The organism is Microbacterium sp. 2216-1, assembly GCF_046507855.1.
Classification (GTDB): Bacteria; Actinomycetota; Actinomycetes; order Actinomycetales; family Microbacteriaceae; genus Microbacterium; species Microbacterium esteraromaticum_C.
Window position 1 is genome coordinate 312,073 of sequence record NZ_JBKFTM010000003.1, and the last position, 14,894, is coordinate 326,966.

The following is a 14,894-nucleotide window of genomic DNA, read 5'->3' on the forward strand; positions in this document are numbered from 1 at the left end:
TAACCTAATAGCATCGGCGTGTCGTCATTCGTACCGCAACGACGTCACCGGATCCTGCCGCGCGGCGCGGACCGCGGGAAGCGTTCCGGCGAGGAACGCCAGCAGCAGGATCGTCGCCACGGTCGCCGCGATGGCGACCGGCTCGAAGCGGAACAGCTGCAGCCCATCGAAGTCGGCCAGGAACGACCCGGCCATTCCCGCACTCACGCCGAGCGCTGCGAGCACGGCGAGCAGCACGCCGATCGTGCTGCCCAGCAGCCCGATGAACACCGCCTCGATCGAGAACAGGCCGAACACGTGACCGGAGCCCAACCCGATCGCCTTCATCAGACCGATCTCACGGGTGCGCTCCTGCACCGACATGTACAGCGTGTTGACGATGCCGAAGGCGGCGGCGAGCAGCGCGATGATGGCGAAGGCGTTCAGCACGAACACGATGCCGTCGACCACTGAGGTGATCATGCCCAGCTGCTGCTGTACGGTCGACGACGCGAAGCCCGCGTCTGCCAGGCGATCCTGCAGTGCCTCGATCTCGGCATCCGTCGCCGCGGCATCGAAGTGCACGAACGCGTTCGTGTACAGGTCGGTGAGTTCATCGGCCATACCCAGCTGGTTCAGCGCCGAGATCGTCACCGCCGCCGAGCGGTTGAGTGAGAGCACGTTGGTCGGCATGCCCATCGCGAACCCGTCGCCGATGACACCCGTGATGCGGGCGTCGAAGGCATGCGGGTCACCATCGGCATCCGACACTCCGAGCGTGAGCATCTCACCCACCGCACTCGACGCGTCGTCGAAGCCGAGGGCGTCGACGAACGCGGCCGGGATGGCGACCTCGGCGCGGCCGGACTCGTACGCGGGGGTCTCACCCTCGTCGAGCTGCAGGTTCTGGCCGGGCACGAGCTGCACGGCCATGATCGAGTACGGCGTCCCGCCATCGCGCGCGATGGAGTCGACGGTGGTCGACAGCGTGGGCTCGACCGACTCGACGCCCTCGATGTCAGCGATATCGTCGAGGTCGTCCTGCGTCAGGTAGCTCGCGGCCACCTGCGCACCACGTCCGTCTGCACCCGCCCGGTCGGCGGGCTCGTACTCCTGCGGCTCGTCCGACGGGGCCGCGTTCTGCTCCTTGTACGCGCTCATCACATCGCGCACGCCGAACCTATCGACCGTCTCGGTGATGTCGCCGTTGATGCCCGCGCCGAGCGCGCTGGTCAGGGTGAGGGTGAAGGCTCCGACGAAGATGGCGAGCACCGTGAGCAGGGTGCGGGTCTTCGAACGGAACGTATTGCCGATCGCCGTGCCGATCGTGTCGTTGATTCTCATCGGGTGACCTCCGGAGTGACGATCGCGCCGTCGTGGATCTGGATCTGTCGGCCGCACCGTGCGGCCAGTTCGTCATCGTGCGTGACGACGACGAGGGTGATGCCGTGCTCGCGGTTGAGTCCGAACAGGATGTCTTCGACCACCCGCCCCGTACGCGAGTCGAGGTTGCCGGTGGGCTCGTCGGCCAGCAGGATGCGCGGCCGGTTGACCAGCGCCCTCGCGATCGCCACCCGCTGCTTCTGGCCGCCCGAAAGATCGACGGCCCGGTTGCGCGCCTTGTCGGCCAGCTGCACCTGCCGCAGCACCTCCATGCCGCGCTGCGCGCGCTCCCGCGCCGGCACACCCGCGATCTTCAGCGGCATCGTGACGTTGTCGAGCACGGACTGCTTGGGCGTGAGGAAGAACTGCTGGAACACGAATCCGAAGAGCCGGTTGCGTGCCCGGTTCAGCTGACGCGCGCTCATGCGTCCGGCATCCGCACCGTCGAGCATCACGGTTCCCTCGGTGGGGGCATCCATGAGCGCGAGAATGTGCGTGAGCGTCGACTTGCCCGAGCCGCTCTTGCCGACGAGGGCGACGCTCTCCCCCTCGGCGATGTCGAGCGAGACGCCCTTCAGCGCCTCGAAACGGGTGGGTCCGCGGCCGTACGTCTTTCGCACGTCTCGCACGGACAGGACGGGTGTCGTCATTGCTGCTCCTCGGTATCGCGTCGGCGGTTTCGCCGACGTATTCCACCCTCGCCGCGGCCGCCGAAGCGCACATCGCCCGAACGCGGGCATCGGTGTACCACGATCGCAGTAGGCGGGAATGCCGCGTTGGGGGCATGAGCGCCGCGGCCAGGACCGGCATGCTGGAATGGTGAGTGTGACCCGCGAACCAGGACTGCGCGTGCCCGCCTGGGTGCACGATGTCGTTGCATCCGCGCTGATCGTGGCGTTCAACGCAGCGGTCGTCGCCTTCCGCCCGGGCGAGATCAGCCCCGCCTGGGTCGTAGCGACGAGTGCGCCCGCGGCACTGATGTTCGTGCGCCGACGCTATCCGCGCACCGTGCTCGCCGCGGTGATCGTGTGCAGCGTCGTGGCGACTCTGCTTCCGCCCTCCGGCGCGGGGACGATCGTCGCTCCCGCGTTCGCCCTGTTCTCGACGGCGTCGGTGGTGCCGCGATGGCGCGGATGGATGCTGACGGCCGGCTGCGCAGTCGTGCTCGCCGTCGCCGTATCGGTGGGCCAGGATGTCTCGTTCGGTGCGGCACTGGCACAGTCCGGCCTGGTGTGCGGCATCGCGACGGCGCTGGCGGATGCCGCGCGCACGAGGCGCGCATACACCGACGAGCTCAGGCTGCGGGCCCTGCGGGCGGAGCAGACCCGAGAGGCCGAGGCCGCGCGTGCCGTCGCCGAGGACCGACTGCGCATCGCGCGGGACCTGCACGATTCGGTGGCGCACCGCATCTCGGTGATGAGCCTGAGCGCCGGCGTGGCCAGCAGCACGCTGGAGAGCAATCCTCAGGCCGCACAGGAGGCACTGTCGACGATCCGTTCCGCTTCGCGGGCCGTGCTGACCGACATCGGCGCCCTGCTCGGCTCGCTGCGCGAGCAGACGGTCGTCGGACTGGCATCGCTCGATGAGCTCGTCGGCGACTTCGCCACGGCGGGTCTCGAGGTCGACGTGCGCGTTGACGGTGATGTCGCGGCGTTGCCCGCACCGGTCGACGTGCTGGCGTACCGGGTGGCGCAGGAGGGGCTCACGAACGCGATGAAGCACGGCGATGGCGACGCGCGGCTGGGCATCACGGTCACTCCTGAGCAGGTGCGCGTCGAGGTGCGGAACCGGGCGGGCCGCACAGCCCCGACACACACCTCCGTGGGCGCGAGCTACGGCCTGCTCGGCATGCGCGAGCGCGTGGAGGAGGCAGGCGGGATGCTCGAGGCCGATCGGGTTGGCGACGAGCACGCGTTGAGTGTGCGCGTTCCGCTGGCTGCGCAGGTGCGCGCATGATCCGGGTGCTCGTGGTGGACGACCAGCCGTTGATCCGCGGCGCGGTGGCGCAGATCCTCGGGGCGGCGACCGACCTCGATGTGGTCGGTGAGGCCGCCGAGGGCGGCACCGCGATCAGGATGGCACGCAGCATGCGTCCCGACGTGGTGCTGATGGACGTGCGGATGCCCGGTGTCGACGGCATCGCCGCGACCAGTGCCATCTGCGCCGAGCCCGACTTGTGCTCGACGCGGGTGCTCATGCTCACCACGTTCGAGGACGAGGAGAACGTCGCCGCCGCACTCCGAGCCGGAGCGAGCGGCTTTCTCGGCAAGGGCGCCGACCCCGACGAGATCGCCGACGCGGTGCGCACCGTCCATGCTGGCGAGGCGCTGCTGTCACCAGCCGCCACCCGCAGCCTGATCTCGCGCTACCTCGCCGGGCCCGTCACTCACGAACCCGGCGAGCAGCAGGTGCTCGATGAGCCGCTCACACCGCGCGAGCACGAGATCCTGCGACTGGTCGCTCGCGGCATGTCGAACGCCGAGATCGCCGCCGATCTGGTGATCTCGCCGCACACCGCCAAGACGCATGTGAACCGCATCATGGCAAAGCTCGGCGCGCACGATCGCGCCCAGGTCGTCGTGTGGGCGTACGAGAACGGTGTCGTGCGCGCCCGAGCGCGGTAGACGCAGCAACGCCGCGGTACTGACGGCGACAGGCGGTCAGCCTTGGCGCCCCTTGAAACGGGGATTGAGCTTGTTGATCACGTACACCCGCCCCCTGCGCCGCACTACCTGCGCGCCCGGCTGACTCTTGAGCGACTTGATCGATGCGTGAACCTTCATATCCACCTCACTATTGAGAACCGTTATCATTCTCAATAGACGTTACCGCAGTCGAGCCAGAAGCGAGCATCCCTTGTCACCCATCGAGATCACACTGATCACCGGCCACCGCGATCAGAGCAGAGCCACCGTCGCCAGGCGTCGAGCGCGCGAGCAGCGGTGCACGCACGTCTCTGCGACGGCACGGGGCCGCACATCCTCGATCGAGGATGTGCTCGACGTCGCCCACGCGACGCCCGACGCAGGGCGGCTGGTCGCAGAGATCCCCGCCGACTCTCGCGTCGAGGCGGCCATCGGAGCGCTCGCGGGTGATGCGACGACGACACTGGTCGAGCTCGTATGCGTCGTCGACGCCAAGACGTTCACGCAAGACCTCATGGCAGACGACTACATCACGGCATCCGATGCAGACGTCACCGTCTTCGTCGCACGAGCCCTGCGTCTCGTTCAGCACATCGAGCACGCGAGCACGGTACTGGTCTTCGACTGGGAGGCCGTCGCCACCCGAGACCTGTCGATGCTGCTCGCGGTGCTCAGCCACCTTGCACCGGCGGCGCGCATCGGACTCGATCGCGCAGGCGCTCCTGCCGGATTCCCCGCATACTCCGAGTCGACCCATCAACCGGGATGGGTGCATCTGCTCAACGACGAACACGACCCCCACATGCAGGATGCCAGGGTCAGCGCGTTTCGCTACGAACGACTGCGCCCGTTCCATCCAGAACGCTTGAACCGGCTACTCGAAGAGGATCTCGGCGAAGGACGCTGCGGAGCGATCCTCCGTTCGGCGGGCTTCTGCCGGCTGGCGACGCGACCCGGCATCGTCGGCAGTTGGGATCAGGTCGGCCAGATGATCTCGCTCGCGCCGCTGGTTCGCGACAACGACTCTCCCACTCCTCCCCTCGCCCTCGGACAGGACCTTGGCTTCATCGGCATCGACATGGACATCCCCCGCCTCACTGCCGGCTTGGACTCCGCGTTGCTCGATGATGACGAGCTTCTCTCAGACGCACGGACGTGGACCACATTCGGCGACCCGTTCCCCCGATGGGCGATCCACGCGCACTCCGACGACTAAACCGCCTTGGCGAAGACGACGCCCCGGTAGGCCTCGTCGCTCCAGCGCACCAGACGGTCGAGGTCGTCGGGGCGCACGGGGAGCTCATGCGTATCCACCCAGGTCTCCCCCGTGTCGACGTTGATCCAGGGGTCCTCCACGACCAGCGCGTCGCCGACGCGCGCATGCGCGACGATCCAGTGCGGGCCCGTCTCGCCGTGCATCGGCTCTTCGTCGATCAGCAGCAGCGCCTGTTCACCGCCCTCGACGCGTTCGACGATCTCGGCGATGGCCACCCTGTCGCGGCGCACGGGAATGCCGCTCTCCCCCGCTTGCCGCAGCGAGTCCGCCTGCAGCTCGGCGCGGAAGGAGTGATCGAATCCTTCGAAGCCCTCCAGCAGTGCCGGGCCCTCGGTGTCGAGCGCGACCTCGATGCGGGCATCCCGCAGGTGCTCGTGCAGCGCGACCGCGAGACCGATCGGCTCGCATGCCGGATAGTTGCTCGCGCGGCGCCAGAAGCCGACCTCGACGTCCCGGTGGGACTGGTCGGCCGCGAAGCCGCCGGCGGCGCTTCCTTCGGCAGCGATCAGCGCGGCGACGGCGCCACACGTGAACAGCGTGGTCTGGGCGTAGTAGCCCCGTTCCTGATGCGTCGTCGGCACGAGCCAGCGGACGTACCCGTCGAACTGCTCGGTGCCGACCGCCGCCCACGGGCGACGCATCGCGATGAAGCCCAGCTCGTCGGCGAACGCGGGAAGCCCCTCCCCCGCCGGCACCTCCCATTTGACGGCGACGTCGCCGTCCGTCGCACTCTGCGCGCAGACGCCCTCTATCAGCGTGCGCGCGGCGTCGTCGTCCGTCCACCACACATCACGGATCTTGATCGCCGAAGTGGCGGGACGACCGCTGGTGAGCGCGGCGGCCTGGATCGTCCCGGCCTCGTCGCGGACGATCCAGGCGCACGGCCGGTACGCGGCGGGCGCGTGCCGCCAGCGCTCCAGGCGGTCGGGATCCACGAGGTCGACGAGCTCGGCGGCCACGTCGATCGGTGCGACGGCGCAGGCGCGGAGTGCTGTGGGCATTTCAGTCCTTCTTCATGGGGGTGGATGCGATGTTCTCCTGCGTCGCCGCGGCGACCAGGAGCCGGGTGTACTCATGGCGGGGTTCGGTGAGCACCTGGGCGCACGGCCCGGATTCGACGACCCGTCCCGCCCAGAGCACCGTCGCCGTATCGGCGAGCATGCGCACGACGGCGAGATCGTGCGAGATGAACAGGATCGCGATGCCCAGATCGTCGCGCAGTGAGCGGAGCAGCGCGAGGATCTGCGCCTGCACCGACACATCGAGCGCCGAAACCGACTCGTCGCAGATGAGAAGACGCGGCCGCGGCGCCAGAGCGCGGGCGATGGCGATGCGCTGACGCTGACCGCCCGACAGCTCGGCCGGGCGTTTCCGTGCGAAATCGGCGGGCAGTCCCACGGTCTGCAGCAGAGCACCGACCTCGGTCGGTGCTCTCCCGGCCACACGCAGTGCCTCTCGCAGGATCTGTCCGATCGTCATCATCGGGTTCAGCGACGAGTACGGGTCCTGGAACACGATCTGCATCTGGTCGGGTGTGCGCGACCGCCGCCCGGGGGCGAGAGGTGCGCCGTCGAAGACGATCGACCCGGAGTCCTCGGTCTCGAGACCCGCGATGCAGCGCGCGAACGTCGATTTGCCCGACCCGGACTCGCCGACCACACCGACGATCTGGCCGGGGTCGATGTCGATTCCGACACCGTCGAGCACACGCCGGTCGCCGAAGTGCTTGACCACGTCGGTTGCCCGCAGCAACGGCTCGCCGTCGTCGGCGCGCGCCGTCGGCGCGGGCGCGGATGCCGCGGCGGACATGCTCGGGTCGGCGTCGATGAGCGCACGCGTGTATGGATGCTGAGGATCGGCCAGCACGGTCGCGGTCGCACCGCGCTCGACGACCTCGCCCTGCCGCATCACCAGCACATCGTCCGTTCGGCCGCGCACCAGCCCCAGATCGTGCGAGATGAGGATGACGCACAGGTTTCGGGACCTCTGCACGGCGCGCAGCAGGTCGAGGATCTCGGCCTGGTTCGACGCGTCCAGCGCCGTGGTGGGCTCGTCGGCGATGATCAGCTGCGGGCCGGCGGCGAGCGCGGCGGCGATCGCCACTCTCTGGCGCATGCCGCCCGACAGCTGGTGGGGGAAGGCGCGGGCCACGTGCTCGGGCAGCTTCACTTCGGCGAGGCGCTCGGCGACGATGCGCTCCCGTTCGGCGCGGGGCAGGCGACGCCCCGCGGCGGCATCCAGGGTCCAACCGATCTGATCCCCGCAGGTGTGCACCGGCGAGAGGCTCGTGAACGGGTCCTGCAGCAGTAGCGTGACCGTCCCCCCTCTCACCGACCGCCACTGCTGCTGTGCCGCGTCCAGAGAAACGTGCCGGTCGCCGATGCGCACCGTTCCCTCGGCGCGGAAGCCGCGGGGAAGCAGCCCGACCAGGGACTTCGCGGTGAGGGTCTTGCCCGACCCCGACTCGCCGATGATCGCGAGCGTGCGTCCCGGTTCGATGACGGCGTCGATCGGCTGCACGGCCGTGCCGTTGTGGCCGGTGACGGTGAGTGCGACGATCTCCACCCCGCTCACAGCGCGTCTCCGACCTGTGAGAGCCGCTGGCCCGCCCAGTCCCCGACGAGATTGACGGCAGACGCGACGAGGATGATCAGCAGCGCGGGCACGATGACGGCGGCGGGGTTGTCGAACATGATCGCGCGGTTGTCGGTGAGCTGTCGCCCCCAGTCGGCGATCCCCGGCGGCACCCCCACCCCGAGGAAGGACAGTGAGGAGAAGGCGACGAGCGCGAAGGCGACATTGAGCATGGCGTTGGTGAGGACCAGAGTGGAGACATTGGGCAGGATGTGGCGGAACATGATGCGCCATCGCGAGAGGGAGAGCATCCGGGCGGCCTCGATGTAGGGCCGTGCCGTCTGCTCGAGCACGCCGGCGCGCACGATTCTGATGTCCGATGGCGAGAACAGCAGGATCAGCAGGGCGACGGTGATCCAGTAGCCGCCGCCGAAGACGCCCGAGACGACGATCGCGGCGAGCAGCACCGGCAGGGCGAGCAGCAGGTCGGTCCAGCGGCTGATGACGACGTCGAGCCAGCCGCGCTCGAACCCGGCGATCGTGCCGAGAAAGATGCCCAGCAGCATCGAGCCCACGGCCACGCAGATCGGGCCGATCAGTGCCGACGCGGCACCCGCGACCGTCATCGCCCAGACGTCGCGTCCGAGTTCGTCGGTGCCGAGCGGATACCCGGGGGTTCCAGCGGGCAGCAGGCCCGAGAGGATGTCCTGGCGCATCGCGTCGGGGTACAGCAAGCCACCGAATGCCGCGGCGAAGGCGGTGACGGCGAGGATCGCGAACGCGAACGCGACGGTGGCGGACGGATACCTCCGTCGCTTGCGGGCGCGGATGCCGCTCAGGTCGAGTGTCGTTGTCATGCGGGCGTCCCTCCTCGACGGATGCGGGGGTCGAGCAGCAGGTAGATCAGGTCGGCGAGCAGCGCGATCACCGCGATCACGACGGCGACCAGCAGGGTGAGCGACTGCACGACGGCGATGTCCTTGAACAGCACCGAATCCTGCAGCAGGGTTCCCAGTCCGGGTAGCGCGTAGGTGGTCTCGGCCAGAACCGTGCCGCCGACGAGAAAGGTGAGCACCAGGCTCGCACCGGTGACGATCGGGATGGCCGCGTTGCGCAGGGCGATGCGCATCACCTGCGCCTCGGGGATGCCGCGGGCGCGGGCGGAGGTGACGTAGTCGGACTCGAGTTCGCGGATCATGGCGGTGCGCGTCAGCTTGACGATGATCGCCCCCAGCCCGAGTGCGAGGGTGATCGCCGGGAGCACCAGGTGCCACAGCGTGTCGAGCCCACCGGAACCCGCGCCGTACACCGGGAACAGCCGCACGTAGTAGGCGAACAGATACAGCAGTAGAAGGCCGACGGCGAAGGTGGGGGCGCTGAGGCCGACCACCGCGAGCGTGTTCGCGGTGCGATCCAGCCAGCTTCCCGCGTGGGCCGCACTGCGCACCCCGAGCGGCACGGCCACTGCCAGGGCGATCACGAAGGCGAGCGCGCAGAGGGCGAGCGTGATGCCGACGCGCTGAGCGATGGCATCCGCCACGGGGATCTGCAGCCGGATCGACTGCCCGAGGTCGCCGGCGAGCAGGCCACCGAGCCACTTGAGGTACTGCAGCCACATCGGGTCATCGAGGTTGTACTGCTCGCGGATCGCGGCGACGGCCTCGGGCGAGGACGGACGGTTGCCGAGCAGGTTCTTGACGATGTCGCCGGGCGCCAGGTGCATGAGCGCGAAGATGACCATCGACAGCACCAGCAGCACGGCGAGCACGCCGAGCACGCGCACGGCGAGCAGTCGACCGACTGATCGGAACCGCCGTGCGCGTGCTCGGATGAGAAGCGGCTGGCTCACTGTCCTGCCCGGTACAGCTGAGTCGGCCACGACGAGATGAAGGCGAACGCGCTGTAGTCGTTCATCCCGAGATCCTTGGCGAACGCGGTCGCCGACTGGCCCCACCACAGCGGAACGTTGATCGCATCAGCGGCCTGCAGCGCCTCGGCCTCGATCAGCAGGTCGGCGCGCGCGGCGGGATCCGACTCGGCACCGGCCTGCGCGAGCAGGTCGACGATGGCGGGGTTGTCATAGCCGGCGGGGTTGCCGGCGCCGAGCAGGTAGCTGGGCACCTCGGCCGGGTCGCCGAGCGTCGAGAAGTACCACATGAGGTTCACACCGTGGTCGGACGAGGCATCGAGGCTGGCGAGCCACTCCTCGATCGGAACCTCGCGCACGTTGACCGTGACGCCGATCTCGACGAGGTTCTGGGCCAGCGCCTGTGCGGCGGTGCCGAGCTGCGGCCCGGTGTTCGGCGTGAGCAGCTCGGTCTCGAAGCCCTCGGGCACCGACGATGCCGCGAGCGCGGCCTTGGCGGCGTCCAGATCGAACTCCCACTGCGGGATCCCCGCCAGGGCGTCCCTGGCGTCATCGGCGTCGTGGACCTGGCCCAGTGACTCGGGTGTCATGATCGCCGTCGCGGCCTCACCGTGCCCGCGCAGCAGCTTCTCGACGTACGCGTCGCGATCGACCGCGTGCGCGAAGGCCTCACGCACCTTCGGGTCATCGAACGGGGCGACGCCGATGTTGAAGTACAAGCCGACGTACGACAGGTCGTTGACGTACTCGACGCGCATGGTGTCGAGCTTCTCCCACTGCTGGGACTGCGCGAGCGGCACATTGAATGCGACGTCGACATCGCCGGACTGCGCCGCGAGCAGACGCGTCGACTCGTCCGAGACGAAGTTGACCGTGATCTCCTTGACCTTGGGCAGTTCTCCCCACCACGAGTCGACGCGTTCGAAGGTCACGTGGGAGTCCGGCGAGAACTCGGTCACCTCGTAGGGCCCGGATCCCAGCAGCAGCGAGTCGGCGGTTCCGACCTTGCCGTCGTGCTCTTCCCAGAACGCCTTCGAGGTGATGAACGCGGCGCCACCGGTGCTCATGTTCGACGCGAACGCCGCGTCGGGCTCGGTGAGGGTGATGGTGACCTCGTTGTCGCCCGTCTTCGCGATGGTGTCGACGTTCATGAGGTAGTAGGCCAGACCCGGCGAGCTCGTCTCATCACGTGCGCGTTCGAGGCTGAACACGACGTCGTCCGCCGTGACGGGGCTGCCGTCCTGGAAGACGGCGTCGTCGCGGAGCGTGTAGACGTACGTGACGTCGTCGGTCTGCTCCCACGACTCGGCGAGCCCGGGCTGCACACGCCCCTGCGCGTCGATCGAGACGAGGCCCTCCTGTGCGATGGAGGCGATGTAGTAGTTCAGGATGCCGGCCTCCTGGCCGACGTACAGGCTCGACAGCGAGCCGGGCAGCGCGACCGTGATGTGGTCGATCTCGGCGCCGGTGTCGGCGCCGGTGGTCTGTTGCGGCGCCGGAGTGGAGCACGCGGTCAGCAGCAGCGCGCCTGTGGCGGCGACGGTGGCCGCCTTCGCCAGGCGGTTTGTGAGCGGGAACGGCATGGCGGGTATCTCCTCGGGTAGTGGTGCGGTGGTACGGAATCGAGCCCGGTGGCTCTCACTGCGCCGACGCGCGTCGAGGCTGGCCTCGACATCGGCGAAGGTCGGACGGTGGACGGCGAGGGTGCGGACGGCGGCCGCGACGGGCGGGATGCCGGACGCTTCGACGAGCGTCGTCGCCCACGTGCGTCGGGTGAACGCGGGCGAGAGGCCCAGTGCCCGCGCTCCGGGGTCGAGGGCGATCCCCGCCAGGTCGGACTCAGCGAGGAAGGCGACGCCGAGGCCGTTGGCGGCCAATGCCAGGGCGGCATCCGGCCGGCTCGTAGTGATGTCGCCGCGAACCGGCGTGCGTCCGATGGCCTGCGCGATGACGTCGCTGCTGGTGCCGCGCCCGCCGATCCAGGGCAGTTCGGCGAGCACGAGCGGATCGATCCGCCCACCCGGGGCATCCGCGTCGGCGACCGTGACGGCGACGATCTCTTCGGCGAACAGGAACGTCGAGCGCGCGCCCTGACGCCGTGGCGCCGCCTGGCGCCGCGAGCTGGAGGCGGCGACGTCGACCGTGACGGCGATGTCGGCGCGGCCGCTGCGCACGCGGTCGAGTGCATCGACGGTATCGGCGGCTTCGGTGACCGAGACCTCGACGCCGGGGCTGTCCGCCGCGAGCCGGGCCGCGGTGGGCGCGATCACCGGGCCGATGCTCTCGACGGGGCCGGTGAGGCGCACCGTGCCCGCGCGGCGTCCCAGCGCGCGGGCGAGTTCGGTGGCCGCGGCCGTCAGGCTGGCGTCGATGCGGGGAGCGTGCTGCGCGAGGATCGCGCCGACGGGGGTGAGGGCGGCCGAGCGGGCGGTGCGGGCGATCAGGGTGGCGCCGAGGCGCGCCTCAAGCCGCTGCACGTGCTGGGTGATGGTCGGCTGGGTGAAGCCCAGCGAGCGAGCGGCAGCGCTGATCGACCCCTCCTGGTCGATGGCGACCAGGATGCGCAGGGAATGCACATCGAGCGTTCGCGTCAGTGCGTCGATGTCTGGAGCTTCTTCGCTATCCATAGGAGGATGCTATTCATATTTCAGTTTCGATTGTGTAACAAGATGTGACAATCTGACACAGAACCGCATCGATGCGAAGGACTGCCCGCCATGACCGCAGCACACCGACAGTGGATCGCCGACCGCGATCACCTCACCTGGAGCCCGTTCGGGACCGCTTCACTGGCCGCGACGCACTGGCTCACGCCCCACGAGCAGGAGTTCGACGATGTGGACGGACGATGGAGCACAGACGGCGAAGCGGCCGTCGGCACCGCCTCAGCCGCCGGCCTGCGTCTGGCACCGGGCGAGAAGGTCCGGGTGGGCGAGCGGATGCTGGGCGGCTTCGCCCGCGATGGTGCTGTCGCGCTGCGCGTGTGGGATCCCGAAGCGCCGAGGCGCCGGGGCATCTCCGCCATCGAGAGGGCCGCGTTCGATCCGTCATGGAGCGTGACGGGGCTGTTCACCGCAACCGCGGTGGGCGCCTCGACCGAAGCCGTCGACGGACATCGTGCTGAGACGGTCTACGACGGAGCTGTCACCTTCGAGCACGACGGCACCCCGCTGACGCTCCTGGTCAGACAGCTCGACGACGGCGGGTTGTTCGCTCCGCTCGCCGACGCCACCAGCGGCACCGCAAGCTACCCGTTCCGTTTCCTGCGCCTCGAGCGTCCCGACGCCGATGGCCGCGTCGTCGTCGACCTCAACCGCGCCCACCTGCCGCCATGCGCGTTCTCAGACCACTACGTGTGCGTGTTCCCGCCGCCCGAGAACCGTCTGCCCGTGGCCGTCACCGCCGGAGAACTGCGCGTGGTCTGACCGCGCTGCGCGTCCGACCCCACCGATATACTGCCTTTCGATTCAGTCCCGCGGGCCCCATCCCCCGGCGAAAAGGGGAGTCGCATTCGTGAGCCAGGTCCATCCCGCCGTGCATCGTCTCGCGCCCGCGCCGAGCGAGCCAGACGGCACCGCGAGGCCGGTCGTCGCGACGGATCCCGTCGAAGAGATGCTGTTCGAGCGCTGGTACGACATCGACAAGCACCACGCCCGAGAGATCCTGGCCCGGGTGGGCTCCCTGTCTGACGAAGAACTGTGGCAACGACCGCATCTGATGACCGGCGCCGTCATCGCCAGCGATCTGGTCAGCAGCCGGGCTCACCCCGCGGGAGGGGATCGTGCCGAGATTCTCGAGCACCTGCGTCACCTCGGGTCCGCAGCCACCGCACGCGGCGGTGCCGACGATGGCCCGCGGTCGTCGCACTGGGTGGTGATGTCGATGATCGGCGCACGCTGGGAGGGCCGGTTCGACGAAGCACTCCGTCTGTGCGACGAACTCGAACAGGTGGAGCGGCACGGCAGCATCCGCCAGTCGATCTTTCGCGACCCTCGACATGAAGGGGATCGCCCGGGGTACGTCGCGCTCCAGCGCGGACTGACGATGCTGTTGGCCGGCCGGACCGATACCGCGATGCAGCTGTTCACTGCGGCCTATCGAGATGGCGGGGAGCCCCCTTTCCGGCACTTCGCGCGGGTCAACGCCGCCGCCAATGCGGCGATGCTCTCGGCGATCGATGGGCACGACGAGACGGCGAGAAAGTGGCTGAGTCGCGTCGGCGACGTTGACGCCCTGCCCGCATGGTGCCGGGATCTGCTCACCGTGGGCGCGACGATCGGCTCGACGCTGCTCGCGACCGATGCCGGGGACGTGGAATCGGCAGAGCCGCACGCCGCGCGGCTGTCACAGGCCGGGGACCGTCTGGAGCTGTGGCCCCACCAGCTGTACGCGCTCACGCAGTACGACCTGGCCCGGCATGATCCCGTCACCGCCTACCAGCGGTTTCGGCAGATCGGGTTCGAACGCGGCATCAACATCGCCGTCGAGCCGATTGCCGACCACATCGTGTTCCGCGCGTATCTCGACACACTGGTCGCCGCAGGTGAGGGCGGACTCGTCGTCCGCCTGGCGAAGGATCTGGGGCATCCGCTCCGGTCACTCGTTCCGCTCGCGCGTACGCATCTGATGGCCGGCGACGACATCGCCGCGGCGCGCGTCGCCGCTCGTGCGATGCGTCGAGTGCTCATGCCGATACGCGACGTGTGGGAGGCGACGATCGTCCACGCGATCGCCCGGATGCGACTCGGTGAGACCGAGTCCGCTCGGCGATCGCTCCACCTCGTGCTGGCGGGGCGCCCGGCCGCGCTTCCGACAGTTCTCGCCCGTCAGCGCAGGCAGGACGTCGAGGACCTGTACGCCCTCGCGGGTCTCGAGTACGTGACCGACAGCTCGCGCACCGAGCCCGCCGCGATCGAGGTGGCCTCGCTCACGGAACGCGAGCGCACGGTGCTGCAGCACCTGGTCGACGGTCTGAATGCCGCCCAGATCGCGAAGGCGGACTTCACGTCGGAGAACACCGTCAAGACTCACATCAAACGGATCTATCGCAAGCTCGGGGCCAGCAATCGGGCTCAGGCTGTGGCTCTCGCCAACCAGCAGGGTGTGGTGCACTGGCACCATACCGACGGGTCAGCCGACATCCCGGTGTGATGCCGGGCCGCGCCCCGCT

13 protein-coding genes are annotated in these 14,894 nt (G+C 69.1%); 5 read left to right on the top strand and 8 right to left on the bottom strand.

The window, feature by feature from the left end:
• Positions 1-24: 24 nt before the first annotated feature.
• Together ACLD0U_RS11585 and ACLD0U_RS11590 are read right to left on the bottom strand one after the other, a co-directional pair.
• Positions 25-1,323, bottom strand: coding sequence for an ABC transporter permease (locus tag ACLD0U_RS11585; protein WP_410340692.1), 1,299 nt, complete (start codon positions 1,321-1,323; stop codon positions 25-27).
• Positions 1,320-2,012: an ABC transporter ATP-binding protein gene (locus ACLD0U_RS11590; RefSeq protein ID WP_410340693.1), complete on the bottom strand. Its 693-nt coding sequence runs from the start codon at positions 2,010-2,012 to the stop codon at positions 1,320-1,322. Before ACLD0U_RS11590 ends, ACLD0U_RS11585 begins: the two co-directional genes overlap by 4 nt.
• A gap of 175 nt (positions 2,013-2,187) precedes the next feature.
• Here ACLD0U_RS11590 and ACLD0U_RS11595 point away from each other — a divergent pair, with 175 nt between their 5' ends.
• Together ACLD0U_RS11595 and ACLD0U_RS11600 are read left to right on the top strand one after the other, a co-directional pair.
• Positions 2,188-3,318, top strand: a complete 1,131-nt coding sequence (locus tag ACLD0U_RS11595) for a sensor histidine kinase (RefSeq protein ID WP_410340694.1) — start codon at positions 2,188-2,190, stop codon at positions 3,316-3,318.
• Positions 3,315-3,986, top strand: coding sequence for a response regulator (locus ACLD0U_RS11600; protein ID WP_410340695.1), 672 nt, complete (start codon positions 3,315-3,317; stop codon positions 3,984-3,986). Before ACLD0U_RS11595 ends, ACLD0U_RS11600 begins: the two co-directional genes overlap by 4 nt.
• A 36-nt stretch (positions 3,987-4,022) precedes the next feature.
• On the opposite strand, the gene ykgO is transcribed toward ACLD0U_RS11600, so the two are convergent.
• Complete coding sequence (gene ykgO, locus ACLD0U_RS11605) at positions 4,023-4,145, bottom strand: type B 50S ribosomal protein L36 (protein ID WP_410340696.1); 123 nt, start codon at positions 4,143-4,145, stop codon at positions 4,023-4,025.
• A gap of 73 nt (positions 4,146-4,218) precedes the next feature.
• On the opposite strand from ykgO, the gene ACLD0U_RS11610 reads away from it, so the two are divergent.
• Entirely contained in the window at positions 4,219-5,223 is a 1,005-nt protein-coding gene (locus ACLD0U_RS11610) for a GTP-binding protein (RefSeq protein ID WP_410340697.1), read from the top strand.
• Here the strand turns inward: ACLD0U_RS11610 and ACLD0U_RS11615 are convergent.
• From ACLD0U_RS11615 to ACLD0U_RS11635, 5 genes are read right to left on the bottom strand one after another with little or no spacing between them, the layout of a single operon-like run.
• Positions 5,220-6,284, bottom strand: coding sequence for a peptidase C39 family protein (locus ACLD0U_RS11615; protein WP_410340698.1), 1,065 nt, complete (start codon positions 6,282-6,284; stop codon positions 5,220-5,222). The genes ACLD0U_RS11610 and ACLD0U_RS11615 overlap by 4 nt on opposite strands.
• A 1-nt stretch (position 6,285) precedes the next feature.
• On the bottom strand, positions 6,286-7,857 hold the full coding sequence (locus tag ACLD0U_RS11620; RefSeq protein WP_410340699.1) for an ATP-binding cassette domain-containing protein: 1,572 nt from the start codon (positions 7,855-7,857) through the stop codon (positions 6,286-6,288).
• Positions 7,854-8,714 carry an ABC transporter permease gene (locus tag ACLD0U_RS11625; RefSeq protein WP_206824377.1) on the bottom strand — a complete coding sequence of 287 codons (861 nt, stop codon included), beginning with the start codon at positions 8,712-8,714 and terminating at the stop codon, positions 7,854-7,856. The genes ACLD0U_RS11620 and ACLD0U_RS11625 overlap by 4 nt, the downstream gene beginning before the upstream one ends.
• Positions 8,711-9,736 carry an ABC transporter permease gene (locus ACLD0U_RS11630; RefSeq protein WP_410340700.1) on the bottom strand — a complete coding sequence of 342 codons (1,026 nt, stop codon included), beginning with the start codon at positions 9,734-9,736 and terminating at the stop codon, positions 8,711-8,713. Before ACLD0U_RS11630 ends, ACLD0U_RS11625 begins: the two co-directional genes overlap by 4 nt.
• Positions 9,703-12,351, bottom strand: coding sequence for an ABC transporter substrate-binding protein (locus tag ACLD0U_RS11635; RefSeq protein WP_410340701.1), 2,649 nt, complete (start codon positions 12,349-12,351; stop codon positions 9,703-9,705). The genes ACLD0U_RS11630 and ACLD0U_RS11635 overlap by 34 nt, the downstream gene beginning before the upstream one ends.
• 90 nt (positions 12,352-12,441) lie before the next feature.
• Between ACLD0U_RS11635 and ACLD0U_RS11640 the strand changes: the two genes are divergently transcribed.
• Both ACLD0U_RS11640 and ACLD0U_RS11645 read left to right on the top strand, forming a co-directional pair.
• Complete coding sequence (locus tag ACLD0U_RS11640; protein ID WP_410340702.1) at positions 12,442-13,149, top strand: DUF1684 domain-containing protein; 708 nt, start codon at positions 12,442-12,444, stop codon at positions 13,147-13,149.
• Positions 13,150-13,237: 88 nt separating this feature from the next.
• Positions 13,238-14,875 (top strand): response regulator transcription factor, encoded by a 1,638-nt coding sequence (locus ACLD0U_RS11645; protein WP_179409955.1) that lies wholly within the window; start codon positions 13,238-13,240, stop codon positions 14,873-14,875.
• Positions 14,876-14,894 lie beyond the last annotated feature (19 nt).

What these genes read in the sequence shown, in the direction of transcription:
- ACLD0U_RS11585 (WP_410340692.1), bottom strand. Translation starts at nt 1,323, where the DNA reads ATGAGAATCAACGACACGATCGGCACGGCGATCGGCAATACGTTCCGT.
- ACLD0U_RS11590 (WP_410340693.1), bottom strand. Translation starts at nt 2,012, where the DNA reads ATGACGACACCCGTCCTGTCCGTGCGAGACGTGCGAAAGACGTACGGC.
- ACLD0U_RS11600 (WP_410340695.1), top strand. Translation starts at nt 3,315, where the DNA reads ATGATCCGGGTGCTCGTGGTGGACGACCAGCCGTTGATCCGCGGCGCG.
- ykgO (WP_410340696.1), bottom strand. Translation starts at nt 4,145, where the DNA reads ATGAAGGTTCACGCATCGATCAAGTCGCTCAAGAGTCAGCCGGGCGCG.
- ACLD0U_RS11615 (WP_410340698.1), bottom strand. Translation starts at nt 6,284, where the DNA reads ATGCCCACAGCACTCCGCGCCTGCGCCGTCGCACCGATCGACGTGGCC.
- ACLD0U_RS11625 (WP_206824377.1), bottom strand. Translation starts at nt 8,714, where the DNA reads ATGACAACGACACTCGACCTGAGCGGCATCCGCGCCCGCAAGCGACGG.
- ACLD0U_RS11635 (WP_410340701.1), bottom strand. Translation starts at nt 12,351, where the DNA reads ATGGATAGCGAAGAAGCTCCAGACATCGACGCACTGACGCGAACGCTC.
- ACLD0U_RS11640 (WP_410340702.1), top strand. Translation starts at nt 12,442, where the DNA reads ATGACCGCAGCACACCGACAGTGGATCGCCGACCGCGATCACCTCACC.